Origin of the sequence: Psychrosphaera saromensis (genome assembly GCF_002954545.1) — a bacterium.
Classification (GTDB): Bacteria; Pseudomonadota; Gammaproteobacteria; order Enterobacterales; family Alteromonadaceae; genus Psychrosphaera; species Psychrosphaera saromensis.
The window spans coordinates 48869-73271 of record NZ_MSCH01000003.1; the positions used below are offsets into that span (position 1 = coordinate 48869).

Below are 24403 nucleotides of genomic sequence, written 5' to 3' on the forward strand. Positions count from 1 at the left end.
AATATTAATTACCAAATTTTAACGCGATCTTCTTTTTTCAAGTAAAGACCATTACCTTCTTTAACATCAAAGGCTTCATAAAACTCTGGCATATTCTGTAGGATACCGTTTACACGATATTCACTAGGCGAATGTGAGTCTGTTTTAAGACGAGTTTGTAACTCTTTATCACGGTACAGACGACGCCAAATTTGGCCCCAACCTAAGAAGATACGCTGCTCAGCAGTGTAACCGTCAAGTACTGGTGCGGCTTTTCCTTCAAGTGATAAGAAGTAAGCTTTATAAGCGACGGTTAGTCCACCTAAGTCGCCAATGTTCTCACCTAAAGTTAAGTCACCATTTACAAACTCACCAGGGAATACTTCAAACTTACTGTATTGCTCTGAGAACATTTTACCGCGAGCGTTAAATTGCTCTTCGTCAGACTCAGTCCACCAGTTACGTAAGTTACCTTCACCGTCGTATTTAGCACCTTGGTCATCAAAACCGTGGCCTAATTCGTGTCCGATAACAGCACCAATACCACCATAGTTAACCGCATCTTCCGCTTCTAAGTTAAAGAATGGAGGTTGTAAGATAGCCGCAGGGAATACAATTTCGTTCATTACTGGGTTGTAATAAGCGTTAACCGTTTGTGGCGTCATGTGCCATTCATTACGGTCAATTGGTTGGCCTAATTTTTCCAACATGTTTTGCATTTGCCATTGGTTGTAACGCATGTAGTTACCAACCAAGTCACCTGGTTTGATTTCTAGAGAAGAGTAATCTTTCCACTCATCTGGGTAACCAATTTTCGGCGTGAATTTAGATAGTTTTTCAAGTGCCGATTTTTTAGTTTCTTCACTCATCCACTCTAATTCTTTAATAGCAACTTCATAACCTTTGATTACGTTTTTAACCAACTGTTCCATACGTGCTTTTGCTTCAGGTTTAAAGTGTTCAGCTACGTACAAACGGCCTAACAATTCACCCAATACTGAATTAACACCGTTAACGGCTTGTTTCCAGCGAGGTTGTTGCTCTTCTATCCCACGTAAATCTGTTCCATAAAAACTAAAGCTACGGTCTACAAATTGTTTAGACAATTTACTGCCGTATTCTGACACTAAATGTAGAGTTAAGTACTCTTTCCAAGTATTCACATCAACAGTATTAAATACTTCACCAAACGCTTTTAAGTAAGTATTTTGTGAGGCAATTACGCTGTCTACTTTATCTAGACCTGTTGCTTTTGCGTATACTTCCCAAGGGAAGTCACCCATATATTTTGTGAACTCTTCTGTGCTGTATTTGTTGTAACGTTTATTCGCGTCACGGCTTTCTACACGAGACCACTGTTTTTCAGCAATTTGAGTTTCTAACGCCAAAATACGAGACGCCGCGCCTGCCGCATCTTCAGAACCAGCCATCGTTAACATATCAGTGATATAGCTCACGTATGCTGCACGGTTAGCTTTTGATTTTTCGTCGTCTTTTAAATAGTAATCACGGTCTGGTAAACCTAGACCTGATTGCACAACATACACTGCATATTGGTCAGATTTTTTAGCGTCGTTATTTACATACCAACCTAAAGGACCACTTACGCCAGCGCTATATAAGCCACCAATTAACGATGCTACGTCGTTATGAGTTTCTACTGAATTGATTTTAGCAACCAAACCTTCTAACGGAGCAAAACCTTTTTCTTCAGCTTGAGACTCATCCATAAATGAATTATAGAAGTCACCTAATTTCTGTTCGTCAGAACCAGGCTTATTGTTTTTTGCCTGTGATGAACGCTCAATAATAGTTTTAAGATTTTGCTGAGCATCGTCATATAACTTAGAGAAAGAACCATAGTTAGATTTATCACCAGGAATTTCCGTAGTGTCTAACCATTTACCATTGGTGTGACGATAAAAATTGTCAGCTGCTTTATAACTTTTATCCATGTTCTCAAGTGCGATACCTGAGGTTAACGGTTTAACTTCAGCTTGTTCTGCTTGAGCATCTTGTTTTGGTGAGCATGCTGTTAACGACAACGCTCCAAGGCTCAATGCAACACTTGCTGCAATTGCACTAATTTTTTTCATAATGATTTCCCAAAAATGACTTACAGGATAATTGACTAAACTTAGTTTTAGACAATTTCCAATATTATTATTCTAATTTTAACAGCTAACGTCAACGCACAAGACACTGTAAAAAAGACCCAACTAGAGTACGGATTGTGACATTAAAGTCAATATTGGGAACACTTAGTTACAATTTAATTACAGAGTCTAGATCTTAACGTTTGAACTCTTTGTAATTATCTCTAAACACTTGAAATAAATGAGTAAGATTCTCAGCCATGGTTAATTCACCAACTTGTCTGAAAATTTCAGCGGCTACTTCAACTGTGCTTAAATGGTGATCATGATATGCCTCGCGCAATTGATAATCACCTTTGGCTTTATGCGACACTTGCAGTACAGGCAACTTGGCTAAATAAGGTGACTTCACAAACATCTTTTTGGCTTGACGCCAAGTACCATCTAAAAATACTAATAATGGACGTTTCCCGCCTAATTCTAGTTTTTCAGGTACTTGCTGAATTTGACGTTCAACTTCAACGTTGTCGTGCGGAAATACAATAATTGGATACCAGAGTTTCGAGGTTAACAATTGCTCAAGCTCAGACTCTAATTCCGTTCTCTGCCAACGATATGCAAAGTTATCTTTAATAACATCACAGATTAATTGGCCAGTGTTTGACGGTTTATAATACTCTGCATGATACATCAGCATACACACGCCAAGCGTTGAGTCGAGCTGCGGCACTAAACCACAAACACATCGAGTTTCCGCTAACAAACAAGACTCACAACGCTTTAATAAATATCCACGGGCTTTAAATTCACGAGTTGAAAACTGACGTTGATAATCTCTTAATACTCTCACCGAGTTATTTTTAAAGCTTGGTGAGCTTTTTATATCTATAGACGGTTTTATATCTACAGGCGTTTCTATATTATTCGTGCTCATCAGCTTCTTTATTTCGTTGTTTAGCTTCTGTTAATGCTGAGTCAAAAAGCGCATCAAATTGATCGACCGATTGTTCAGTTGAAATGGCGGAGTTAAGTAACATGCCCGACGGTAAAACAACCGCATATGACATTGGGTATGGTTGAACCGCCCCATCGTCTTGGCTACTAAAATAGAATAAAGCAGCAATCGAGACCACTAGGGAACATGAGACAATGGAGATACGTTTTAAGCTCATGTTACTGGCTAGATAAAAACAGCCACAAAAGAACAGTACCATCATCACAAATTCAACAAGATCCGCGCCTAGGTTAACTAAGCCAGAATCGCCCCAGTTAAATAGTAATAACTGACCTAAACCTGCAGTAATTTGCCAAGCGACAAACATAGTAAAGCTGAACACAACCGCAGTAAAAAACTTAACGTCTTTTTTAAATACCCGAGCAGAAAGTGCAATTAACAAAGGGAATAACATAAGTCCAATTGTCACTAACAAAGCGGTGGCAAATAACTTAGTCCAAATGATGTCGTCTATCGCAGAGAAGTAAGATTTAACTAACATGCTAGAGAAGAACACTAACGCAGCAAACAATGCTAAATACCATTGGTTTGCATGACTGGCGATATCTTCAAGTGGATTCAATTTTTTAGTTTTAGCAATAGGATGATGTGGTAATACAATTCTGATTAAATGTTTACCTATGGTAACTACGTCGCCAGATTTTAAATTGACCTGAGCACCAACATCTTTGTTTTTATTATCACGAATACCGTTAACCGAGCATTTGTCGATTAACACTAAGCTGCCATTTTCAGCTTGAACAATCTCAGCATGATGTGGGCTGATATGTTCATCTTGTAATATAAAGTCATTCTCGTACGAGCGACCTATTTTTATAGAGTCACCTGACAACTTCTGAAAGCTTTTTACTTTATTATTACGGGTGATAAGCTCAATTATTATTTCCATTGAACATTCTCCATAAACTTAGCGTAAAAGGCATTGGCCGTTTGTTTTGTTACACCTTGTAAAAAGTATTTACCTATTAATGTTTGATCATCTTTTTCTAGCAGTAACGACGTAAATCTAACATCAAATAAACCCGCATATTGTCGATAAGCTCTTATACACATAAGACCTTTTACGGTATTACCAACTGCGTTTTCTAGAATATTTTCATTGCATTGAAAGTCAGAAACATCATCGCGGCCCGCATTATTATGACCATAACGTGCATTCAAATTTAATGTGTATAAATGGCTTAACTGCATAGTATTTAACTTATCGCTTTCAATCCAATTGAAACCAATTTGGGCAAAACCAGTACGCAGGGAATCACTGATATAAATACTTTCTTCTAAACGGCAGTTTGAAGTTGCCTGATTATATTGTTTCTTTTCTTGGTCTTGGTTTGAGTCACCCCAACAAGGCATAAAGGTCGACATTTCGTTTGGCACAATTGCACCACCTAAAGACGTTGTCGGCCAATCGCTTGCTAATAGCTGTTGGTATAAGTCGGTTTGATTAGCGATTAATTGTTCACCAATATCTGCAAGTAAATCCACTTCTGCTGTTTTTACATTTTTATATTTATTAACCAACAACCAAAGGCGCTCAACTGGAACCAAAAAGCCGATTTGATTACCCGCGGTTGCGACATTAATACCAACCACATTGCCCGCATGGTTAACCGTTGGGCCACCTGACATACCCGGATTTATTGAACCGGTAAAGTGAATACGTTGATAAAAGCTCTTTAATTGAATCCCGTTATAAGTACCTGGAACCACTATCATGCCTAAGTCATGAGGATTACCTAAGGCAAAAAGATCGGCCCCTTTTTCAGGTTCTTGTTCAGACAGTTTAAAAAATACATCGCTGTTTGTGCCACTGGATAACAAAGCAAGGTCGTTGATAACATCAACCGCGATCACTTTTACGCTATAGGTACCTTGTTGGTCGTCAACATATTCAAGTTTGTATTTTTCAGGTGACTGCACAAAGCTAGAAATAACATGATAGTTAGTGACTAAGTTGCCATCTTTAGAAATAAAGAAACCAGTACCAATTGAAGACTTTTGTCCCGACTCCAAGTTGATTGACTTTATTTGCACTAAGGCTGGGCTAAAGGTAGTAAATAATTCATTGGCATCTTGTGCCATTACCGCCTTAGGCAACACAGTTAAACTAAGAAGCATAATAAATACGGACTGTATTCTCACCTTAGTGTTAATTAAAAAAGGTATTTTTATTTTATTCAATGAAACAAACTCCACCTAGATAAGAAATCGCTAAATACAAAATAAACGCCTTCCAATCAGAACAAGAACAAAAATGCCGCTCCCATATAAGAGCGGCATTTATTAAGATATTAACGTGTTGTAAATTGGTACGTCATTAAGATAGTTTTTCAGTTAAAAACGCACTAACCGATGCTAATGCAGTATCAACATTTTCAGGTTGAGTACCACCAGCTTGAGCCATATCTGGACGACCGCCACCTTTACCACCAACTTGTGAAGCAACGTGATTAACTAAGTCACCGGCTTTTACTTTACCAATTAAGTCTTTAGTTACGCCTGCGATTAAACTAACTTTATCGTCGTTCACCGCTGCTAACATAATAACCACTGAGCCTAATTTGTTTTTCAGCTCATCAATCATGCCGCGTAACGATTTAGGGTCAACCGACTCTAAATTAGCAATTAGACATTTAACACCTGCAATTTCAGTAACGTGTTTAGTTAAGTCACTACCTTGTTGGCTCGCCATTTTTTCTTTTAGCTGACGTAACTCTCTTTCTAATGTTTTATTACGAGATAAGGTTTGTTCTACTTTTTCAACTAAAGAGCTTGTATCAGCTTTTAATAAACTAGCAACCGTATTCACGGTATTGTCAGTTTGATGTAAAGCTTCAATCGCTGCCATACCGGTAACGGCTTCAATACGACGTATACCTGCCGCAATCCCCGCCTCTGATATTATTTTACATAAACCTATATCACCAGTGCGCGATACGTGTGTACCACCACAAAGTTCAATTGAAGATGGTCCCATGCTAACAACGCGTACTTCATCATCGTATTTCTCGCCAAATAACGCCATTGCGCCTTTTTCTTTGGCAGCATCAATTTGCATTAAATCTGTGGTTAAGTCATGGTTTTGTTGAATTTGTTCATTCACCAAACGTTCAGCTTGTTGTAGCTGAGCCGCCGTCACACCTTCATAATGTGAGAAGTCAAAACGGAATTTGTCAGCTTCAACTAACGATCCTTTTTGACCAACATGATCGCCTAACACTGTGCGTAATGCGGCGTGTAATAAGTGAGTTGCTGAGTGATTTTGTTTAATCGCATCACGACGAGCCGCATCTATTTGTGCATTAACACGAGCATTTACCGTTAATGAACCAATGATTTTACCGTAATGACCAATCGCGTTACCGACTTTTTGTGTATCTGTAACCGTAAATTGAGCGACGTCATTATCAAGTACACCGTGGTCGCCTGACTGACCACCAGATTCAGCGTAAAAAGGTGTATTATCTAAAATAACAATACCTTCTTCGCCATCACTTAATTCAGTTACCGACTCACCATTTTTGAATAACTCAACCACAGTGGCTGAGTACTCTAAGTTGTCATAACCTTTAAATACCGACTCATGCTCAGACTTAACTTGATCGTTATAGTCTGCACCAAAACCAGAAGCCGCTTGCGACATTTTACGCTGTGCAGCCATCTCGGCGTCAAACGCCTCTTCGTTTATGGTTAATTCTTTTTCACGTGCAATATCAGCCGTTAAATCTGCTGGGAATCCATACGTGTCGTATAACTTAAAGACTAGTTCGCCCGGAATTACTGTACCTTTTAATTCAGCCAGTGAGCTCTCTAATAAAGCTAATCCGCGTTCTAATGTTTTAGCAAATTGCACTTCTTCAATACGCAACATCTTTTCAACAATGGCTTGCTTTTGCGTTAGCTCTGGAAAAGCCGCACCCATTTCTTTTACTAATGTTTTCACTAATAAATGGAAGAATAAATCGCTAGCGCCTAACTTGTTACCATGACGAATAGCACGACGAATAATACGTCTTAATACATAACCACGGCCTTCGTTTGACGGCATAACACCATCAACGATTAAAAATGAACATGAGCGAATGTGGTCAGCAATAACACGTAATGATTTGTTTTCTAAGTCCGTTACGTTTAATAACTCAGCGGCTGCTTTAATAAGGTTTTGGAAAATATCGATTTCGTAGTTTGAATGTACCCCCTGCATAATTGCAGAAATACGTTCAATGCCCATACCGGTATCAACCGACGGTTTAGGTAATGGATGCATTACGCCATCAGCAGTACGGTTGAACTGCATGAACACTAGATTCCAAATCTCGATAAAACGGTCACCATCTTCTTCTGGAGATCCTGGAGGACCGCCCCAGATATGTTCACCGTGGTCGTAAAATATTTCAGAACATGGACCACAAGGACCCGTATCGCCCATTGACCAAAAGTTATCAGACTCGTATTTTTTGTCCGCTGACTTATCACCAATACGAATGATCTTTTCTGCTGGAACGCCAATAACTTTGTTCCAGTAGTCGAATGCTTCACCGTCAGATTCATACACAGTAACCAGTAATTTATGCTCTGGTAGTTTTAACTCTTTGGTTAAAAATTCCCACGCAAAGCTCATGGCGTCTTGTTTGAAATAGTCGCCAAAGCTGAAGTTACCTAGCATTTCGAAAAATGTATGATGACGAGCGGTATAACCTACGTTTTCTAAATCGTTATGTTTACCACCAGCTCGTACACAACGCTGAGAAGAAGTTGCGCGAGTATACGGACGAGATTCAGCGCCCAAAAATACATCTTTAAAAGGCACCATACCTGCGTTGGTAAATAACAAGGTTGGATCATTGCCTGGTACCAAAGAACTTGAAGCAACTATTTGATGTTGTTTATCTGCAAAAAAATCTAAAAATGCCTGTCGTAAACCGGCCGTCGTGTTATACATACAATAATACCTAAGTTCTAATTATCTTATTTACAATACTCTTTGATCACCAATCGTCTGACTGGTTTTCCATTGAATACTTTATTTCATCGGGTTTAAATCCCCGATACGACATATAGCGATAACGTTTCGCTTTTTCTTTATAAAATTTATCTTTACCTAATTGGTCTATATCCATTGGCTTATTTGCGAACTTTCGCTCATAAGTGGATTTGGCTTGTTCAAACCAATCTATCTCTAGTGACTCAATATATAAGTTAGTAACATCACTTTTTAAACCGTGTTGTTTTAACTCTTGCTGAATTCGTTGACAACCTAATCCCATTGATAACTTTATACGAACAAAGCCCTCTAGGTAACGTTGTTCGTTTAACCAATCTCGGCTGACGAAGTCGGTAATTAACGCTTCCGTTAATTCAATATTTTCACAAACCTTTTCTAACTTAACTCTAAAGTCATGTATTGAGTACTCTTGTCTGCCAAGCCAATACAATCCTCTAGCGCGTAATTTAGCAGGATCAGTTATCAGGGGTATTGTTTTTTGAAACTTGTTCATTATCCGTATCTTGTTCGCTACTTACGTCAGTTTCGTCATCTTTAACAATTTCACCAGCGCCATTGGTAATTATCGTTTTATGTTTTATTGGCGTTTCAGGTTGATAAATAGATAAAAACATTTGATAAAAAGATAACACGCTTACTGAATACATCACTAACCAGCCTACCAGAATAATAGGCATGCTTATCAAAATAAGAGCCATAATCATAAAACCGTATATAGTTAACGGCAGTACGTTTATCCAACACGCTTTAAAGCTTTGTTTTAATAAGGTTAATACGTCAGTCTCTGGTGAAATCCAAGCGGCAGGTAAAGCAAAAGCTAACAACATAAAGTTTAGCCACATCAAAACAACTAACAAAGATGCGTTATTAAAATCGATTGTCCCCACACCTTCGATCATAGCTTGAACATCAGCTGCAACAGAAACGGCGATTTGTGTCATTGGAATACTTAGTACTATGCTGACAAACGCCAAGTGGATAAATACTCTATGGGTTTGTATTTGAGAAAAGTAAGCAAAAATATCAACGGCAGTAATACTTTCGCCTTTTTCAGCTCTGGATGCACATTGATAAAATCCGGCAGATAAAAACGGCATCATAAAAATCACAACAACGCCAAAAATGGCATTCAAGTTACCTAAAAAACTAATCGCGATAATTATGGCACTCATAGCCATAAATGGACCAGGCTGTAAGGTAAATAAACTCCATCCTTGTTTAATCCAAGTAAAGGCGTTTAGGGTCTTTGTTTTAGTAACGACAAGCTTCATAAAATCTACTTATTTTCCGTAATTCAACAATCAATTTAAACTATGCTGATCTGTAATAATTATTTGATAATGGTATTTAGTACCAAAGTGAGTAATCATACCTTATTAGCTGTGGAATTCCATCGTTGAAAGCCACTAATTAAATAACTAAATTGAACAACTAATTAAGATAACTCGTGACTAATAATAACTGGCAATTAATTCATTCGCTTAATGACATTGAGCCTGAATTACAAAAACAAATATTTGCACATTCAAATAATCCATTCACTAGCCTAGCGTTTTTACTCGCCTTGGAACAGACTCAATGCATTGGTGAAAGTTCAGGTTGGATACCGCATTACTTTCTATATAAAGAGAATTTATACACCAAGACTCTAGAAGCTGAGAAATCTGCCCCACGTTTTGGTTTATTTATTAGTTATTTAAAAACACATTCTTATGGTGAATATGTATTTGATTGGGCTTGGGCAGAGGCTTATCAACGTAACGGATTAAATTATTACCCTAAATTACTCGCAGGCGTTCCATTTTCGCCTATCCCTTGCAGTAAATGGTTAACTAATTCATCAATGTCTGAGTTAGAAGCTTTTGAGCACATTAGGCAGTTTTCAGTACAAGAGTTTGATATCAGCAGCAGTCATTATATTTTTCCAGATAAACGTTTACTTATACCTGTTGATGACAATAAGGATATACATTGGATTGAGCGAGAAGGACATCAGTTCCATTGGTTTAACGAATACCAAGACGGCAGTTTGCTAACTGATTTTGACCAATACTTATCATTAATGACGGCGAGAAAACGAAAAAACATTATTAAAGAACGTAAAAAAGTACGCGATGCAGGAGTCACAACACAGTGGCGTTCAGGCTCTGTGGTTTCTGATTTGGAATTAGAGACTTTTTATCAATGTTATCAATCCACCTATTATAAACGCAGACAAACTGGTTATTTGAATCCAGAGTTTTTCCAACAAATATGCCGTACTATGTTAGACAAAGTACAAATACTGTTTTGCTTTCATGATGATGAAATTATTGCTGCAGCTTTGTATCTTGTCTCTAACGATACCTTATATGGCCGTTATTGGGGGGAGATGCAAGAGCACGAAATCCTGCATTTTGAAGCCTGTTATTACCAAGGCATTGAATATTGTATTAGCAACAAACTAAAGACGTTTAATCCTGGCACTCAAGGCGAGCATAAAATATCCCGTGGTTTTAAACCCATCACCACTTACTCCTATCACCAGATAGAACTAGCGCCTTTTCATCAAGCCATTGAAAACTTTTGCCTACAAGAAAAACAACAGAACAAACATTATATGCAAGCTTGTGAAACTCGCCTGCCCTTTAAGACAGGAGATTAGTGCAAGGGCAAATACCAGAGCCTAAGCCTGAACCAATGATAGAGCTTAATACTTGAATACGTGTAATTGCCATTTCCATTTAATTGCCGCTAAGCGGAGAAGCAGCACAGCAGAGAAAGCACTTATAATCGCCACCTCTTCGTAAAATGGAATGATAAGAACATATAAACTAGCACCAACAATACAACAGATGGCATATAACTCTTTTTGCAAGATCATCGGGACTTCGTTAGCTAATACGTCACGTATCATGCCACCAAAGCATCCTGTCATCATGCCCAAAATAATCGCAGTTACATCAGAAACACCATAACTTAATGCTTTGCTTGTGCCCATCACCACAAATAATGCCAGTCCAATCGCATCGGCAATCTCTAACGCTTTGGCTGGAATTCTTTCAGAATAGTTTAACCAAATAATTGCCAGCACTGCCGCAAATATGACCACGTAAATATAACTGGGCTGAGTTAACCAAAAAACGGGCGCATCTAATAATAAGTCCCGAACTGTACCACCGCCGATTGCTGTAACCGCAGCGAGTACTAACACACCAAAGCCATCCATCTTTTGTTTATACGCCATGATGGCACCAGAAATAGCAAACACGCCACAACCAATTAAGTTCATCATATAAATAATGTCTATTTCTACTGTACTCATTACCACGTTATTAGTCTCTCAGTCTTACATTTTCAGGAGTGCTTACTTTTTATCAGCTGGTGTTTGTAATTCTTTTGGATCAGACAAGTCTTGGTATTCTTGCCAATGCTTGAGCTTGGCAAAGTAATCATCCCATACACAAGGGCAACAACTTCCACCACCACAACATTCATTAGGTGCTGGCTTATCCGGCTTTTCCATTTTTTGACGATCCAATATTACGATTGGTTGAATATATAAGAAGGCGCTTAAGGTTTGTAGTTTTTTATTTAAAACACTGAAATAACGCTTATTTTAACTTTTGATTAGACAGTTATTTAAGCAATAGCGTTAAAGTGAATTTGGGGGGATTTTTATTTAACCAATAAAAAAACGCTTAAGTTTACATTACCTAAGCGCTTATATTTATAACACGATTAACTTAACGACTAGAATTTGTAAGCAGCCATGATGAACATGTGAGCATCAGAGTAAAGGTTATACTCAAACGTTACGTCAAATTTCTCATTAATTTCGTATTTAGCGAATCCGCCAATAAAGGTATCACCACCTTCCGATGCTACGTAACCTTCAAGGATCACTTTATTTCCAAAGTCCCAGCCAGCACCAAATTTATATGCTAGATCATTTTCAGTAACTTCAAAACCAGCCACTTCAGCTGCACTACGCACAAAACCACCTTCTGCTAACCAATATAATTGATCAGTTGAAGGAAAGTGCATACCAACAATTGCTTTTAATTGAGATGTCTCAACATCAAAAGTGTAAGAGCCATAACCTTCATCGCCACTAACGGTAAAATAAGATGCGTCTGCATAAAGACCTGATGCTAAATCAATACGACCACCAAATTTTACGCCAGAGTAGTCACCTACACTTGCAAAACCTACAGTGGCGCTTTTCTTAGCGTTTTCCATATCGAACATTTCGTTTGCAAAAGAAGATGATGTGGCAACCGTTAATGCTAAAGCCAATAATGTTTTTTTCATTTAATTTAATTCCATTAAGTTATATTTAATTGCCGATCAATCGGCGCGACTACTATATAAAAATAAATCTATATTTCAATCCGTTAGTTAAAGAAAAATTGATATTAACAAACAGACTAATAACGTTAAATTTATATTTTATGGGCTTGTGCTGAAATTTTTATCCGTTATCTCTGGTTATATACAGTACAGTAACATTACTTCCATTTTGGAGTTACCAATGAATTTACGATATACATTACATGCATTAGTCATTAGTTTAATGGCGTTTAGCTTTGCTAGTTGCAGTACCGAGTCAAAACCAGCCGCTAAACTACTGGCTGACTCTGATTTTAAAACCATGCATCTTGATACTGTGGTATTTGGTTTAGGTTGTTTTTGGGGGGCAGAAAAACGCTTTGCTCAACTTTCAGGTGTTGCCGACGTTATCTCAGGTTATGCCGACGGTAAAGGGGTTAAAGCTAACTACCAAGCCGTAACACTACGCCAAAATAAATTTAATCCTAACAATCATGCTGAAGTTATTCAGGTATCTTATAATCCTGATCAAATAACCCTGACTCAATTATTACAAAGCTTTTTTGAGCAGCACGATCCAACTCAAATGAACCAACAAGGTAACGATATTGGCACACAATACCGTTCAACCATTTTACTCAAAGAGCAAAAGCAAATTGATTTGGCCAATAACGTGTCAGCTCAATACCAAACTTTATTAACAAAAGCTGGCCTAGGTAAAATTAAAACCCAAATAAAGCTAATCGATACTTTTTATCCAGCAGAAGAATATCACCAAGATTATTTAGTTAAGAACCCAAATGGTTATTGCCCAGATCATTCCACCGGTGTGCGTTTTTTAAAAAAAGATGGCTCACCATCGGATAAAGTCGAAAAGAAAGACAACACTGCAATTCAATCTGGCCAACACATAGTGATCATCGACTCTGAATTTTGTCCTTACTGCGACAAGTTTAAAGCTGACGTAGCGAATGACTACCAAGGTAGCATTCCAATGCACTTTCGCCGCGCGTCACAACTTGATGGATTAACAATAACTTCACCAACGTGGGCAACTCCAACCATTTTATTTATGCAAGACGGTAAGGAGCAATACGCGATTCAAGGTTATGTGAATGCACCTAAGTTTTATAAAGCATTAGGCTATTTTAAGCTAGGTGACAGCGAAGCATTTAATGTGGCGTTTACCGAAGGAACCGATTCACGGTTTTGTAAACAATATGAGATTTTCAAAAACACACCAGATGGCGTATTTATTGATAAAATATCTGGCGCACCGCTATTTGATACACGCGATAGATTTAACTCAGGCACTGGTTGGTTATCGTTTACTAAACCGATAGATGATTCAGTTTATTACAAAGAAGATAATCGCTTTGGTATGGAACGTTTAGAAATTAGAGCTAAGAAATCAGATATCCACTTAGGTCATAAATTTGATGATGGTCCAAACGGACAGCCAAGATACTGCATCAATGCCACAGTATTGGAATTTAAAGCTAGAAGTTAAGTCTGGATGCCGTTCAAAACAACAGTTAACATTAAATAATATAAAGGCGGTTTTTAACCGCCTTGTTTATTTGTTCTGCTTAACTAATCCGCTTTCACGCGGTTTAAAATAATTTTAACTAAGCTATTTAACTCTTCATCTTTACATTCTTGATGGCCCATAAACCAAGCGAATAAATCAGGATCTTCACTGGTTAATAAACGCTGGAATATTGCTTTTTGATGCGTAGATAAAGCGTCATAAGCTTCATCAACAAACGGTTCCAACAAAACATCTAATTCCAGCATACCTCGACGACATGCCCATTTAAGTTTAGGCTTTGAGTCTAGTATGAATTTATTGCCACTAACATCGACATAAACTATTTCTGCTTTCGGATTTTTATCTGTCATCTTATTTGTGCGCCATTATTGGTCTAATAATTTGTTAACGAGCGAATAATAACAAATTTTTGTAATTATATTCGCGATTATATATGAAACTACTTGAGCTTTAGCTATTTATCCCCATTATTAACTGTTCTAATTTATTAAAATTAAGTTTTGTTAAATGTCTGCTCAAAATATTACACGATTACCAGAGTTTTCCGTTATTAAATTAACCGGTCCAGACGCAGTTACTTTCTTGCAAGGGCAAGTATCTTGTGACGTAACTAAACTCGCCGAGCAAAAAGTCATGCCTGGATGCCATTGCAACGCAAAAGGCAAAACATGGTCAACATTTATTGCGCTTCAGCATGACGCGGATATTCTTTTAGTATTAACAAAACAAAGTGCTGAAGTATCTTTAGCGGAATTAAATAAATACGGCGTTTTTGCTAAGGTCGACATTACCGACGAAAGTGAGAATTGGTTTATTTATGGCTCAGATGAAAACCTAGCGTTAACCCAAAGCGCAGAGATCTCAGTTCCATTAGCCGACAAGCACTTTATCAATTTATCCAAACAAGAGTTAACAGAAACAACAAATTCTGACTCTTGGTGGAAAACGGAAATATTATCAGGCCGTGCACATTTATATAGCGCAACCTCTGGCGAATATGTGCCGCAAATGATCAATATGCAAGCACTCGATTATATCTCCTTTAATAAAGGCTGTTATATGGGCCAGGAAATGGTTGCCCGCATGCGTTATTTAGGGAAAAATAAACGCGCTTTGTATATCGCATCGTCTGATAACATTGAATCGATAAATATAGGTGATGATGTTTATCGTGAAGTAAACGGCAACAAACGTTCTGCAGGTAAAGTTATCAACGTTTGTCATGCCGATAGTAAGACCTATTTACAACTTGTATTGCCTAATGATACTGACTTAGCTGATCCTATATTTGTAAATCAAACAACGTCACATTCCATAACATTAATGGCACTGCCATATTCTTTAGAACAAAGCTAACAAGGTTTCCACATGAAAATTGCAGATAAAACAGTAGTAAAAATGCACTATTCCGTACTCGACGGTGAAGGTAATTTAATCGACAGCTCATACGATGCTGAGCCATTAGAATTCCTACACGGCACAAACTTCTTACTCGAAGGTTTAGAAAACGCATTAAACGACCATAAAGCTGGTGATACGTTTGAAGTAACTATTGCATCAGACGATGCATACGGTCCTCGTGTTGATGCCTTAGTTCAACAAGTTCCGCCTGAAATGTTCACTGACTTTGAAGTGGAAGTTGGTATGCAACTTAGAGCGGGTACTGATGAAGGTGACCAAACCGTTATCGTTGTCGATAAAACTGATGAGTTTATTACTGTTGACGGTAACCACCCACTGGCAGGTATCGATCTTAAATTTGACGTCGAAATCTTAGACGTTAGAGCAGCAACGGCTGACGAAATCACTCACGGCCATGTACATGCTGCAGGCGGTTGTGGTCACGCACACTAGTCACTAAAGTTTTCAAATTAAAAATGCCAGCTTATGCTGGCATTTTTTTTGTTCTAAGCAAATGAAAACTAAATAAAAGCTTACCGCCGCCGCTATATAAGTTAACTAAAAAGATAACCCATACAGGCACCGCAGCTAACAATAAGTTAATAATGTATTAATTTTTATAGTTAATTATTCTGGCGATTGGGTTATCATTTTGCGATCTACCTGAGGAGTATTATGTTTAAGTTAATTGGTTTATTTATTTGTATCGCATCTATTGCTGTTGTTATGAAAGCAGGAGGCGGGTTTAACATGTATCTTGATTTACCAACGTTACTATTATTGTTTGGCATTACATTAGCTGGCACGATTGTAGGTTACGGTAAACAAACGATTTATTATTTTATGTTAGCCGGAAAAAAGCAAATTCCGTCTAAGGACTTACTGCCTGCGTTAAACTTTTTTAACTATATTTCTAGACTGACATTATATTCAGGCATTTGTGCTTTCTTCATTAGCGCTGTGGTTGTCTTAGTTAATTTTACTGACGTGAAAATGTTAGGTCCTGCGATTGCGATCACATTGCTTAATATTATTTATGGGTTGATTTTCTCTTTTATCATCATACAACCTATTAAACATGGCATTTTACTTAATCGTTTAAATGTTGATTCTTCGACTGAGAAACAAGGCAAGTAACATGAATAAATTCATTGGATATTTACTTTTTATCGCGACCTTTGCCGGTGTAATATTTCTAACAGGCTACAGCGAATTTTTCATTGACCGATTTAGCTTACTGCTTATCTTTGGCATGGTGTTTGGTGTTATGTTTTTAAGTTATGGCATTCATGCATTTAGTGCTTTTAAATACATATCTCGCCCTGTGACTTCACAAAAAGAATTCTTTTTAGCTGTGTCGTTTTTTGATCACCTATCAAACACGGCGATTATCGCAGGTATTTTAGGAACTTTACTCAGTCAATTAGCTATGCTGTCAAACGTCACAACTACCGCCGAAATATACCCGGCCACTGGAGCTAGTCTAGTTAGTTTTCTTTATGGTTATTTAGTAGCCAAGTTGATATTTGAGCCGTTAAAACAAAACGTGATCAGAAATGCAAAAATCGGCAATATAAACGGATTAATCCAATTGCACATAGATCAGAATAATTCATTACCAAATACTTTTGTTCTAATGGGATTTGCAGCCATAGTAGGCAACTTTGTTATTTTGATTAGTTCTTATTAATCCCCGCATAAAAAAACGCCGCGAGCTAAATCATTAGCTTGCGGCGTTTTTGTATCTGTATTATTTATATGTGAATAAGGCTTATGCCTCTATCAAACCTACTCTAATTGAAAACCTTACCAGGCCAGCAACGTCTCTAATACTTAATCGATCCATAATGTTAGCTCGATGTGCTTCTATCGTTTTAACACTCAAGAACAGCTTCTCAGCGATGTCTTTAGTGGAATGCCCTTCTGCTATCAACTGTAAGATATTGCGTTGACGTGACGTTAGTATGTCTAACGCATCAACGGCGACATCATCATTACTGTTAATTTTAGCAATAATGTTTTGGTCAATATCCGGACTGATATACATGTTGCCATCAATAATATTTTTGAGGCCATCTTGTAGCTCGTCCACGGCCGCATCTTTTAGCATATAGCCGTCAGCTCCAGCTTTTAATGCTCTGATCACATAAGGTTCATTATTATAGTGAGATAGCATTAATACTTTTATTTCTGGAAATTGATTTTTTATTGCATCGACCGCTTCAAGCCCATTCATCTCAGGCATAGAAACATCCATAACGATTAATTGTGGCTGAGTTTTCTTTACGAAATTAACCGCTTCACGGCCATTAGCCGCTTGATATATTCGGTCTTTATCAATGAATGAAAAGTTCTGGGTCAAGCTGATCAAACCTTGACGTAACAAGGTGTGATCGTCTGCAAATAAAATACTGTACTTATTCATAAAAAAGCCTTAATTGTTTAATGCCGCTTCTGCACTTTTTAGGCGAAGCTCTAATTCACTTATTAAACGAACTAAATTTTCATGTTCTTGTTTAATAGAGCTGATGTCTCTCATACTCGATACTAATCGTTTGGCTTTGCCTTTATCATCACGCTCAATAACACAACCGCGCTCAACTAACCAAACCCATTCTTGTTCTTTACCTGAAATGCGGTATTCAATCTCGTAGTTATTTTTACCGCCTTGCATTAACGATTCAAAGTGGCCTAAGAAAACACTTTTATCATCCGGATGTAAGGTCTCGATAAAGGCTTCAGATTGAAAATAAACCTTATCTGGTAAGCCGATCGTGGCATTTTTATTAATACGATTAATCGTATTATTCATTATGTCACAGTCTAAAACCTCATCCCCTGTTGCTAACGAAGAAATACTCAATACTTGTTGTTGAATTTTCATGCGCTCGTAATAAGCTCGTCGGCGTTTATTTAACGCTGATTGATAGTAAAGGTAAATACCCACAAAAATAACGACAATCAAAATAGAACTAACACCAACGAATCGTTGCCATGCACTTTTAAATTCTACGTTGGCTTTAGCAATTACCCCTTTATAAGGCTTAGCATCCACGGATACAGCTTCAACACTGCTTTTACTGTCGACTCTGATGAGCTTGTCATTATCTAATAACCAAGTGCCTGTGTCGGTAATAAGATAAATGTCGGTATTTGACGACTCGACTAGCTTATAAACTTCAGTGAAAGCAGCAGGTTCACTTTCTGCACTGATTAATTTACCACTGAATCCTAAACTAACACATAACAAAAATAATGCTTTAAACAGTCTCATCATTTATCTCCATCCCAAACGAGCCGCCATCTAATACATTATCCAAAACCGGTACTCTTAATTCAATTAACGTGCCTTCTTCTGGTGTCGATGAAATCTCAATCAAACCATTTATTAAAAAAGCCCTTTCTTGAATACCCAACAATCCTAAGCTTTGGCCTTTAATGGCACTGTTGATTTTAGAACTCACATCAAAACCAACGCCGTTATCTTCTATGCTTAGCTGCAGATAATTATGTTCAATTGAACAACGAATCGTTACTAAATCGGCGTGTGAATATTTATGAATATTGGTAAACGCTTCTTGGGCAATCCTAAATACGGATATTTCAAACTTGTCATTAAACCTAGGTAACCCTGGCATAATGTCACTGACAATCGCCAACTGACTGAACTTTCGTTGTCGGTCGGTTAACCAGTCTAATGCCGCAGACAGTCCCATATCGTCTAAAATTGATGGCCTTAAATTTAATGATAAATTTCTAACCTTGTCGATTAACTCAGATAAAACAGATGTTATTAATTCTTTATCTGGTTCAGGTAGTTGATGCTGAATTTTCAATAAGGTTAAACTTTGCCCAATTTCATCGTGTAGCTCTTTGGCAAAATAACGTCTTTCTTCTTCTTGTTTATCCATCAAGTTAAATGACAGTCTTTCTAACTTCTCTCGAATGGTATGTTCGTTAGTTTGTAATGCTATTTTTTCGGCTAAGTCTAAAAACCAAGCTTGGTGATAACGTTCGCCATTAATATCAATAACTTTAAACTCAACACGAACAGAAATCACATTGCCATTATCACCAATAATAACCGTTTCACCAGACCAATAACCTTGACTGGAAAGTGCCTTAGAAATCGTTTCAAATAACGGGTGTGTATGCAGAGGATGTTTTACTTTATCTAATCGAGTTCCCTCAACGACGCCAAATAACTTCTTAAACGCGTCGTTAACAAAACGTATTTCGCTATGTTCTGTGCAGTAGAAGTAGGCATTTTTCGACGAATTTAAACCGGTTGATAATAATGTCCAATCTGCCGCAAAGTATTTGTCTACTTTAACAACCAAACTGATCACGACCACGACAAATAACATCTGCAATAAAGTCACGGCGGACCATAAGATGGCATTTTCAGCGGCAACTAAACCAAGAAAACCGGTGAACATAATTAACACCGGCAGTAATTCAAATTCAGAGTATTGAGTTAATTTAAATTGAATCCTCATTAACCCAACGGCCAATAAGATTGAACAACTAAACGCACTAAATATCATCATCACGGAAAGATCTGAGTGCAGAATTTCAGTGGTGTTGGTCCACTCGTAGGTATAACCAATAAAAAGGAAAAAGCTCAAACTTAATAACGTGATCACGATGAGATCGGCAAGACGCTTGGATAAAAAAGTCAGGTATAAGTTTAAATAAAGTAAGCAGGTAATGAATAAATTTATACCAATAACCATGGACCAATTGGTTTGGTCATGGGTGAAAAATAAATACAGCCCTTCAACCGCTTGCAACAGTAGAACAAACCCTATTTGCCATGTTTTAAACAGGCTAAATAGCGTCATTGCCGCCAAGCTATATCTAATGAATAACCAGTACAAAAATACAGAAGAACATACCAGCCCTTTCATTAAGCTAATAGCCTGATAAGTATTTAAATTAGTTACATCAAGATGAATAAATTGAGCAGTGATTAAACTACCAATAAAAATCAAAAACGAGAAAATTAATGACGAATGTAATACCGCTTTAGGCTTAATTAACAAAACAATTCCTTTATTACTCGGCTCTAAAATCAGACCAGGCAATTAACAACTCAATTAAGTCAGCTTTGCCGCACTCTGACTGAAAATCCCACACCACATCAGACAAGCTTTGTTCTGACTCAGTTAGTTTATCCTGCTCAGACTTAGTTTCAAGCTGACTGGCATGAATTATTGTTAATTCATCGTTATCAAATTCAATACACCATTCTGTGAATTGAATAACGCCGTCTTTTTTTGATTCTAACACGTCAACTAAGTCATTTAGTTGTTCAGATGCATTGCTAGCATCGCCAAATTCGGTATTTAAAAAGCGACCGACAGCGAATTGCTCACCAACCACCTCGACAGTATGTATTTTAGTACTTGTATCAAAGATAAATTCGTAATCCATACTTAGTCCCTGGTAATTTATAGTAAACTGATTTTAATACGTTTTTTACGAAACGTACGGTTTGTTTATGAAGTATATGTGAATCTAGCAAAAGTGCTATGCAGAGTTTCAATGCACCATCTCTAGTTAGCTTGTGAGATATATCTCACATTCGATAGGGATAATACTGTTATTTACTTAAATTACAATTTAATAAAACAATCAACCTATTGTTTTATATGTATTTTTACAACATTCCGTCAAATCTAAATTATTAGTGCGTATATTTTTGTAGGTTCTTATCCTTTTTACTATTTATAAATTACGTACTATAGCTCCATCTTAACGACGAGACTGCTAAATGACTTAGCAAACATGGATTGGAATCGCTGGATGCGAAAACGGATTTAATTAGGAAAGCAGGAGCTTTTTTGACAGGGAAACTAGGACCAACAGGGACATGGATCGCAAGATGCGAAATGGATAGGCGAGTATTACGCCAAACCGAATTCAAGGAAAAAAAGGAAAGGACTGGCTGGATGCCATAGGGATTATAAAGGAAAGCGGGAAGCTTGTTGCAAGGAAAGGGAAAAAAGGGAAGGAAAGTCTAGGGATTGGGCAGCATGGAGCAAAAAGGAAGAACATACAGACGGATTTGTTTGGTAGGATGCCAAAAAGGAATATAAAGAAAGTAGCTGAGGCTACTTTTTTTATGCCTGTAATTTAAGATTTGTATCCTTATTTATTAACGTATCTACCGATTAAAGTACTTACCGATTTAAATATCTATCGCATTCAAGCCATATTATTTAACTATCTTATAAATGCCTTGTTCCAATGTCTTTATTGAAAATACCTAGGAACTTTGCAGGTAGCCCTGCCACTGAGCTTCATATTCACTCATACGTTTATGCTTTTTACCTGCTTGGTGACTTGTTTTCTCTTGTTCAGTTTCAAATGGTCCTGCATGGCAAATGTCACAACCTAGCTCGCCGAATAAAGTCGGTAGAGGATTCATCGCTGGGAATAAGTCTAACCTAGCCTCTCTATTGTGGTTTGATGTCCATACATAAGTTAAAGAGGCGGTATCTTTTACATGTTTGTCTCTATCCACATTCCTAATTTTATAACCAGGGAACTGTTCCGTTATAAATTCCATTGAGCCAATACAGCTAAGCTCAGTCTCTTTTGTTAAGGAATACTCAATATCCCATTCAATATAAGGTTTAACGTCTTTGGAACTGATATAAGCTAACTGAGCGCCATCTTGTGCTAATAAACAATCAAAGCTGTTGATTAAAAATAATCTTAACAACCTTCTGTTAATTGTATTAATACTCAAAAATTGTTCACTGCTTTGAGAGCCGATTTGGGTGCGAGTTTTAGTATGTTGCTGAAATTCACCTTGGCTGGAGAAATTAGGCACTAAAGGGAATTGAAAAATAACTAAGTCGTATTCTTGGGTTAATTGGCGAACCTTATCTAAATCAGTGATATCAAATTCAGTCACGACCTGACAATCAACCTCGTTTAATACGCCGTCACTTTGTTTCTGTAAGTAATCTAAGTGCTCACTGCCATATTTACTGGTTAACTCATTTACTGAGTCCAATACCGTAGCGGTAAGTTTTTTAGGTTTGTAATTGTCAAATATAGATCGAGAAAAAGATAGATCACCGTCGCCAATTGTTAGAACTGACCACTCCTTATTAATTACCATATGTGTTAATTACCACTATTCTAATTTATGCAATTGGCATTATGCCTAATTCTGGTAGTAAACGACAGACACAAAAAAGCCGTCACTAGGACGGCTTTAAGATAATACTAGAATACTAAATATTAGTTATTTGCATTCACAAATTCAGGATAAGCTTCTATGCCACATTCTGAACGGTCAACACCTTCGTATTCCTGCTCTTCTGTAACACGAATACCAATCACTGCTTTAAGAATTGCCCAAACGATAAGGCTTGTGCCAAATACCCAAACAAAGATTGTTGCTGCACCAATTAGCTGACCAGAGAATGACGCCCCGCCATCTTCAGTTAATGGGTTAGTCAAAGGAACTAACATTAAACCTAAGAAGCCAACAACACCGTGCACTGAGATAGCGCCTACTGGATCATCAATTTTCAATTTATCTAATGCTAATATAGAACCAACAACTAGCAATCCACCAATAGCACCAAACAATGTTGCTTGTAATGCAGTAGGAGTAGAAGGTTCAGCTGTAATTGCAACTAGACCTGCTAGCGCACCGTTAAGTGCCATCGTTAAATCTGCTTTTTTGAACAATATCGCACTTAATACTAATGCTGCAATTGAACCACCTGCCGCTGCTGCGTTAGTGTTTAAAAATACCATAGCAACTGAGTTTGCATTACCGATATCGCCAAGTTTTAACACTGAGCCACCGTTGAAGCCAAACCAACCCATCCATAAAATGAACGTACCTAATGTTGCCATTGGCATGTTTGCACCAGGGATTGCATTTACTTTTCCGTCTTTAGTGTATTTACCCTTACGAGCGCCTAACAACAATACACCAGCTAATGCAGCTGAAGCACCGGCCATATGAACAATACCAGAACCGGCAAAGTCAGAGAAACCTAAATCACCAAGTGTATACATACCAAATACAGATGCACCGTTCCAAGTCCAAGCACCTTCCATTGGATAAATGAACCCAGTCATTACAACTGCAAATGCTAAGAATGACCAAAGCTTCATACGCTCAGCAACGGCACCAGATACAATTGACATAGCGGTTGCAACAAATACAACTTGGAAGAAGAAATCTGATGCACTAGAGTAAATTGAATCGCCAGCAAAACCATCTTCACGTGCTGCAAACTCACCAAGCGTTGCTTCAACGTCTACGGTTTCAATTCCAGCTAGGAACAGGCTACCGTCATACATGATTGAATAGCCAACGATTAAATACATAGTGCAAGATATAGCGTATAAGGCTACATTTTTAGTAAGAATTTCTGTTGTGTTTTTAGCACGAACTAAACCAGCTTCTAACATAGAGAAACCAGCAGCCATCCACATAACCAATGCTCCACAAACTAAAAAGTAGAATGTGTCCATTGCATATTGGAGGTGAAAAATATTTTGTTCCATTGTTATTCCCCTATATCGCTTCGTCGTCAGTTTCACCAGTACGGATACGTACGGCTTGAGCTAGATCTACTACGAATATTTTACCATCACCGATTTTACCAGTGTTAGCTGCCTCGGCGATTACTTCAACTAAACGCTCTGCATTTTCATCTGATGTAGCAATTTCTAGTTTTACTTTAGGTAGGAAATCTACTTGATATTCCGCACCACGATATAGCTCTGTGTGACCCTTTTGACGACCAAAACCTTTAACTTCAGTTACTGTAAGTCCTTCAACTCCGACTTCACTGATGGCTTCGCGTACATCATCCAGTTTAAATGGCTTGATTATGGCTGTTACCAGTTTCATTGTTATTCCTTAGTCTATTTTTTTTATTATCAAAGAAACTAAAGGAAGATCAATGCCAGTAATGTAAGTAACTGTTATATAAAATTATTCCGAAAAGGAAAGGCGTTAATTAATTACAATTGCACCATATTGGGATATTTGAATGTACAGT

General features: G+C 37.6%; 24 protein-coding genes. 6 read left to right on the top strand and 18 right to left on the bottom strand.

What is annotated here, in order from left to right:
• Positions 1 to 8: 8 nt before the first annotated feature.
• From BTO11_RS00245 to BTO11_RS00275, 7 genes are all read right to left on the bottom strand, one after another.
• Positions 9 to 2075, bottom strand: a complete 2067-nt coding sequence (locus BTO11_RS00245; protein WP_105050693.1) for a M13 family metallopeptidase — start codon at positions 2073 to 2075, stop codon at positions 9 to 11.
• A gap of 196 nt (positions 2076 to 2271) precedes the next feature.
• The gene (locus tag BTO11_RS00250) at positions 2272 to 3009 is read right to left on the bottom strand and encodes a tRNA-uridine aminocarboxypropyltransferase (protein ID WP_105050694.1); all 738 of its coding nucleotides are present in this window, start codon (positions 3007 to 3009) and stop codon (positions 2272 to 2274) included.
• A complete protein-coding gene (locus BTO11_RS00255; RefSeq protein ID WP_105050695.1) occupies positions 2996 to 3979 on the bottom strand; it encodes an FHA domain-containing protein in 984 nt (327 codons plus the stop codon). The genes BTO11_RS00250 and BTO11_RS00255 overlap by 14 nt, the downstream gene beginning before the upstream one ends.
• Positions 3970 to 5208: a S1 family peptidase gene (locus tag BTO11_RS00260; RefSeq protein ID WP_105050696.1), complete on the bottom strand. Its 1239-nt coding sequence runs from the start codon at positions 5206 to 5208 to the stop codon at positions 3970 to 3972. Before BTO11_RS00260 ends, BTO11_RS00255 begins: the two co-directional genes overlap by 10 nt.
• 199 nt (positions 5209 to 5407) lie before the next feature.
• Positions 5408 to 8032 (bottom strand): alanine--tRNA ligase, encoded by a 2625-nt coding sequence (alaS, locus tag BTO11_RS00265; RefSeq protein WP_105050697.1) that lies wholly within the window; start codon positions 8030 to 8032, stop codon positions 5408 to 5410.
• A 46-nt stretch (positions 8033 to 8078) separates the two neighbouring features.
• Positions 8079 to 8588 carry a regulatory protein RecX gene (locus BTO11_RS00270; RefSeq protein ID WP_105050698.1) on the bottom strand — a complete coding sequence of 170 codons (510 nt, stop codon included), beginning with the start codon at positions 8586 to 8588 and terminating at the stop codon, positions 8079 to 8081.
• Entirely contained in the window at positions 8551 to 9366 is an 816-nt protein-coding gene (locus BTO11_RS00275) for a DUF2189 domain-containing protein (protein WP_105050699.1), read from the bottom strand. Before BTO11_RS00275 ends, BTO11_RS00270 begins: the two co-directional genes overlap by 38 nt.
• A 176-nt stretch (positions 9367 to 9542) precedes the next feature.
• Between BTO11_RS00275 and BTO11_RS00280 the strand changes: the two genes are divergently transcribed.
• On the top strand, positions 9543 to 10739 hold the full coding sequence (locus BTO11_RS00280; protein WP_105050700.1) for a GNAT family N-acetyltransferase: 1197 nt from the start codon (positions 9543 to 9545) through the stop codon (positions 10737 to 10739).
• Positions 10740 to 10784: 45 nt separating this feature from the next.
• On the opposite strand, the gene BTO11_RS00285 is transcribed toward BTO11_RS00280, so the two are convergent.
• The 3 genes from BTO11_RS00285 to BTO11_RS00295 all read right to left on the bottom strand — a co-directional run bounded on the left by BTO11_RS00285 (position 10785) and on the right by BTO11_RS00295 (position 12388).
• Positions 10785 to 11399 carry a trimeric intracellular cation channel family protein gene (locus BTO11_RS00285; RefSeq protein WP_181135802.1) on the bottom strand — a complete coding sequence of 205 codons (615 nt, stop codon included), beginning with the start codon at positions 11397 to 11399 and terminating at the stop codon, positions 10785 to 10787.
• 42 nt (positions 11400 to 11441) lie between these two features.
• Positions 11442 to 11600, bottom strand: a complete 159-nt coding sequence (locus BTO11_RS00290; RefSeq protein ID WP_105050701.1) for an oxidoreductase-like domain-containing protein — start codon at positions 11598 to 11600, stop codon at positions 11442 to 11444.
• A gap of 227 nt (positions 11601 to 11827) precedes the next feature.
• On the bottom strand, positions 11828 to 12388 hold the full coding sequence (locus tag BTO11_RS00295; protein ID WP_105050702.1) for a hypothetical protein: 561 nt from the start codon (positions 12386 to 12388) through the stop codon (positions 11828 to 11830).
• Positions 12389 to 12608: 220 nt separating this feature from the next.
• On the opposite strand from BTO11_RS00295, the gene msrA reads away from it, so the two are divergent.
• A complete protein-coding gene (gene msrA / locus BTO11_RS00300; RefSeq protein ID WP_229793373.1) occupies positions 12609 to 13916 on the top strand; it encodes a peptide-methionine (S)-S-oxide reductase MsrA in 1308 nt (435 codons plus the stop codon).
• 83 nt (positions 13917 to 13999) lie between these two features.
• Here the strand turns inward: msrA and BTO11_RS00305 are convergent, their stop codons facing one another.
• Positions 14000 to 14308: an FAD assembly factor SdhE gene (locus BTO11_RS00305; protein ID WP_105050703.1), complete on the bottom strand. Its 309-nt coding sequence runs from the start codon at positions 14306 to 14308 to the stop codon at positions 14000 to 14002.
• Positions 14309 to 14465: 157 nt separating this feature from the next.
• Between BTO11_RS00305 and ygfZ the strand changes: the two genes are divergently transcribed.
• The 4 genes from ygfZ to BTO11_RS00325 all read left to right on the top strand — a co-directional run bounded on the left by ygfZ (position 14466) and on the right by BTO11_RS00325 (position 17049).
• Positions 14466 to 15314 (top strand): CAF17-like 4Fe-4S cluster assembly/insertion protein YgfZ, encoded by an 849-nt coding sequence (gene ygfZ, locus BTO11_RS00310; protein ID WP_105050704.1) that lies wholly within the window; start codon positions 14466 to 14468, stop codon positions 15312 to 15314.
• Between the two features lie 12 nt (positions 15315 to 15326).
• Positions 15327 to 15812, top strand: coding sequence for an FKBP-type peptidyl-prolyl cis-trans isomerase (locus BTO11_RS00315; RefSeq protein WP_105050705.1), 486 nt, complete (start codon positions 15327 to 15329; stop codon positions 15810 to 15812).
• Positions 15813 to 16034: 222 nt separating this feature from the next.
• The gene (locus BTO11_RS00320; RefSeq protein WP_105050706.1) at positions 16035 to 16496 is read left to right on the top strand and encodes a hypothetical protein; all 462 of its coding nucleotides are present in this window, start codon (positions 16035 to 16037) and stop codon (positions 16494 to 16496) included.
• A 1-nt stretch (position 16497) separates the two neighbouring features.
• Positions 16498 to 17049, top strand: coding sequence for a MotA/TolQ/ExbB proton channel family protein (locus BTO11_RS00325; RefSeq protein WP_105050707.1), 552 nt, complete (start codon positions 16498 to 16500; stop codon positions 17047 to 17049).
• An 81-nt stretch (positions 17050 to 17130) separates the two neighbouring features.
• Here the strand turns inward: BTO11_RS00325 and BTO11_RS00330 are convergent, their stop codons facing one another.
• The 7 genes from BTO11_RS00330 to glnK form a co-directional block, all read right to left on the bottom strand.
• Positions 17131 to 17784 carry a response regulator gene (locus tag BTO11_RS00330; RefSeq protein ID WP_105050708.1) on the bottom strand — a complete coding sequence of 218 codons (654 nt, stop codon included), beginning with the start codon at positions 17782 to 17784 and terminating at the stop codon, positions 17131 to 17133.
• A 9-nt stretch (positions 17785 to 17793) separates the two neighbouring features.
• On the bottom strand, positions 17794 to 18636 hold the full coding sequence (locus tag BTO11_RS00335) for a PAS domain-containing protein (protein ID WP_105050709.1): 843 nt from the start codon (positions 18634 to 18636) through the stop codon (positions 17794 to 17796).
• Positions 18620 to 20404 (bottom strand): sensor histidine kinase, encoded by a 1785-nt coding sequence (locus BTO11_RS00340; RefSeq protein WP_105050710.1) that lies wholly within the window; start codon positions 20402 to 20404, stop codon positions 18620 to 18622. Before BTO11_RS00340 ends, BTO11_RS00335 begins: the two co-directional genes overlap by 17 nt.
• Positions 20405 to 20417: 13 nt before the next feature.
• Positions 20418 to 20795: a YacL family protein gene (locus tag BTO11_RS00345; RefSeq protein ID WP_105050711.1), complete on the bottom strand. Its 378-nt coding sequence runs from the start codon at positions 20793 to 20795 to the stop codon at positions 20418 to 20420.
• Between the two features lie 835 nt (positions 20796 to 21630).
• Positions 21631 to 22494, bottom strand: coding sequence for a Rossmann-like fold-containing protein (locus tag BTO11_RS00350; RefSeq protein ID WP_105050712.1), 864 nt, complete (start codon positions 22492 to 22494; stop codon positions 21631 to 21633).
• A 122-nt stretch (positions 22495 to 22616) separates the two neighbouring features.
• The gene (locus tag BTO11_RS00355) at positions 22617 to 23903 is read right to left on the bottom strand and encodes an ammonium transporter (RefSeq protein WP_105050713.1); all 1287 of its coding nucleotides are present in this window, start codon (positions 23901 to 23903) and stop codon (positions 22617 to 22619) included.
• A 10-nt stretch (positions 23904 to 23913) separates the two neighbouring features.
• A complete protein-coding gene (gene glnK / locus BTO11_RS00360) occupies positions 23914 to 24252 on the bottom strand; it encodes a P-II family nitrogen regulator (protein ID WP_105050714.1) in 339 nt (112 codons plus the stop codon).
• Between the last annotated feature and the right edge of the window lie 151 nt (positions 24253 to 24403).

What these genes read in the sequence shown, in the direction of transcription:
- BTO11_RS00250 (WP_105050694.1), bottom strand. Translation starts at nt 3,009, where the DNA reads ATGAGCACGAATAATATAGAAACGCCTGTAGATATAAAACCGTCTATA.
- alaS (WP_105050697.1), bottom strand. Translation starts at nt 8,032, where the DNA reads ATGTATAACACGACGGCCGGTTTACGACAGGCATTTTTAGATTTTTTT.
- BTO11_RS00255 (WP_105050695.1), bottom strand. Translation starts at nt 3,979, where the DNA reads ATGGAAATAATAATTGAGCTTATCACCCGTAATAATAAAGTAAAAAGC.
- BTO11_RS00245 (WP_105050693.1), bottom strand. Translation starts at nt 2,075, where the DNA reads ATGAAAAAAATTAGTGCAATTGCAGCAAGTGTTGCATTGAGCCTTGGA.
- BTO11_RS00285 (WP_181135802.1), bottom strand. Translation starts at nt 11,399, where the DNA reads ATGAGTACAGTAGAAATAGACATTATTTATATGATGAACTTAATTGGT.
- BTO11_RS00275 (WP_105050699.1), bottom strand. Translation starts at nt 9,366, where the DNA reads ATGAAGCTTGTCGTTACTAAAACAAAGACCCTAAACGCCTTTACTTGG.
- BTO11_RS00325 (WP_105050707.1), top strand. Translation starts at nt 16,498, where the DNA reads ATGAATAAATTCATTGGATATTTACTTTTTATCGCGACCTTTGCCGGT.
- BTO11_RS00350 (WP_105050712.1), bottom strand. Translation starts at nt 22,494, where the DNA reads ATGGTAATTAATAAGGAGTGGTCAGTTCTAACAATTGGCGACGGTGAT.
- BTO11_RS00315 (WP_105050705.1), top strand. Translation starts at nt 15,327, where the DNA reads ATGAAAATTGCAGATAAAACAGTAGTAAAAATGCACTATTCCGTACTC.
- BTO11_RS00335 (WP_105050709.1), bottom strand. Translation starts at nt 18,636, where the DNA reads ATGATGAGACTGTTTAAAGCATTATTTTTGTTATGTGTTAGTTTAGGA.
- ygfZ (WP_105050704.1), top strand. Translation starts at nt 14,466, where the DNA reads ATGTCTGCTCAAAATATTACACGATTACCAGAGTTTTCCGTTATTAAA.
- BTO11_RS00260 (WP_105050696.1), bottom strand. Translation starts at nt 5,208, where the DNA reads ATGCTTCTTAGTTTAACTGTGTTGCCTAAGGCGGTAATGGCACAAGAT.
- BTO11_RS00345 (WP_105050711.1), bottom strand. Translation starts at nt 20,795, where the DNA reads ATGGATTACGAATTTATCTTTGATACAAGTACTAAAATACATACTGTC.
- BTO11_RS00320 (WP_105050706.1), top strand. Translation starts at nt 16,035, where the DNA reads ATGTTTAAGTTAATTGGTTTATTTATTTGTATCGCATCTATTGCTGTT.
- BTO11_RS00305 (WP_105050703.1), bottom strand. Translation starts at nt 14,308, where the DNA reads ATGACAGATAAAAATCCGAAAGCAGAAATAGTTTATGTCGATGTTAGT.
- BTO11_RS00290 (WP_105050701.1), bottom strand. Translation starts at nt 11,600, where the DNA reads ATGGAAAAGCCGGATAAGCCAGCACCTAATGAATGTTGTGGTGGTGGA.
- glnK (WP_105050714.1), bottom strand. Translation starts at nt 24,252, where the DNA reads ATGAAACTGGTAACAGCCATAATCAAGCCATTTAAACTGGATGATGTA.
- msrA (WP_229793373.1), top strand. Translation starts at nt 12,609, where the DNA reads ATGAATTTACGATATACATTACATGCATTAGTCATTAGTTTAATGGCG.
- BTO11_RS00355 (WP_105050713.1), bottom strand. Translation starts at nt 23,903, where the DNA reads ATGGAACAAAATATTTTTCACCTCCAATATGCAATGGACACATTCTAC.
- BTO11_RS00330 (WP_105050708.1), bottom strand. Translation starts at nt 17,784, where the DNA reads ATGAATAAGTACAGTATTTTATTTGCAGACGATCACACCTTGTTACGT.
- BTO11_RS00295 (WP_105050702.1), bottom strand. Translation starts at nt 12,388, where the DNA reads ATGAAAAAAACATTATTGGCTTTAGCATTAACGGTTGCCACATCATCT.
- BTO11_RS00270 (WP_105050698.1), bottom strand. Translation starts at nt 8,588, where the DNA reads ATGAACAAGTTTCAAAAAACAATACCCCTGATAACTGATCCTGCTAAA.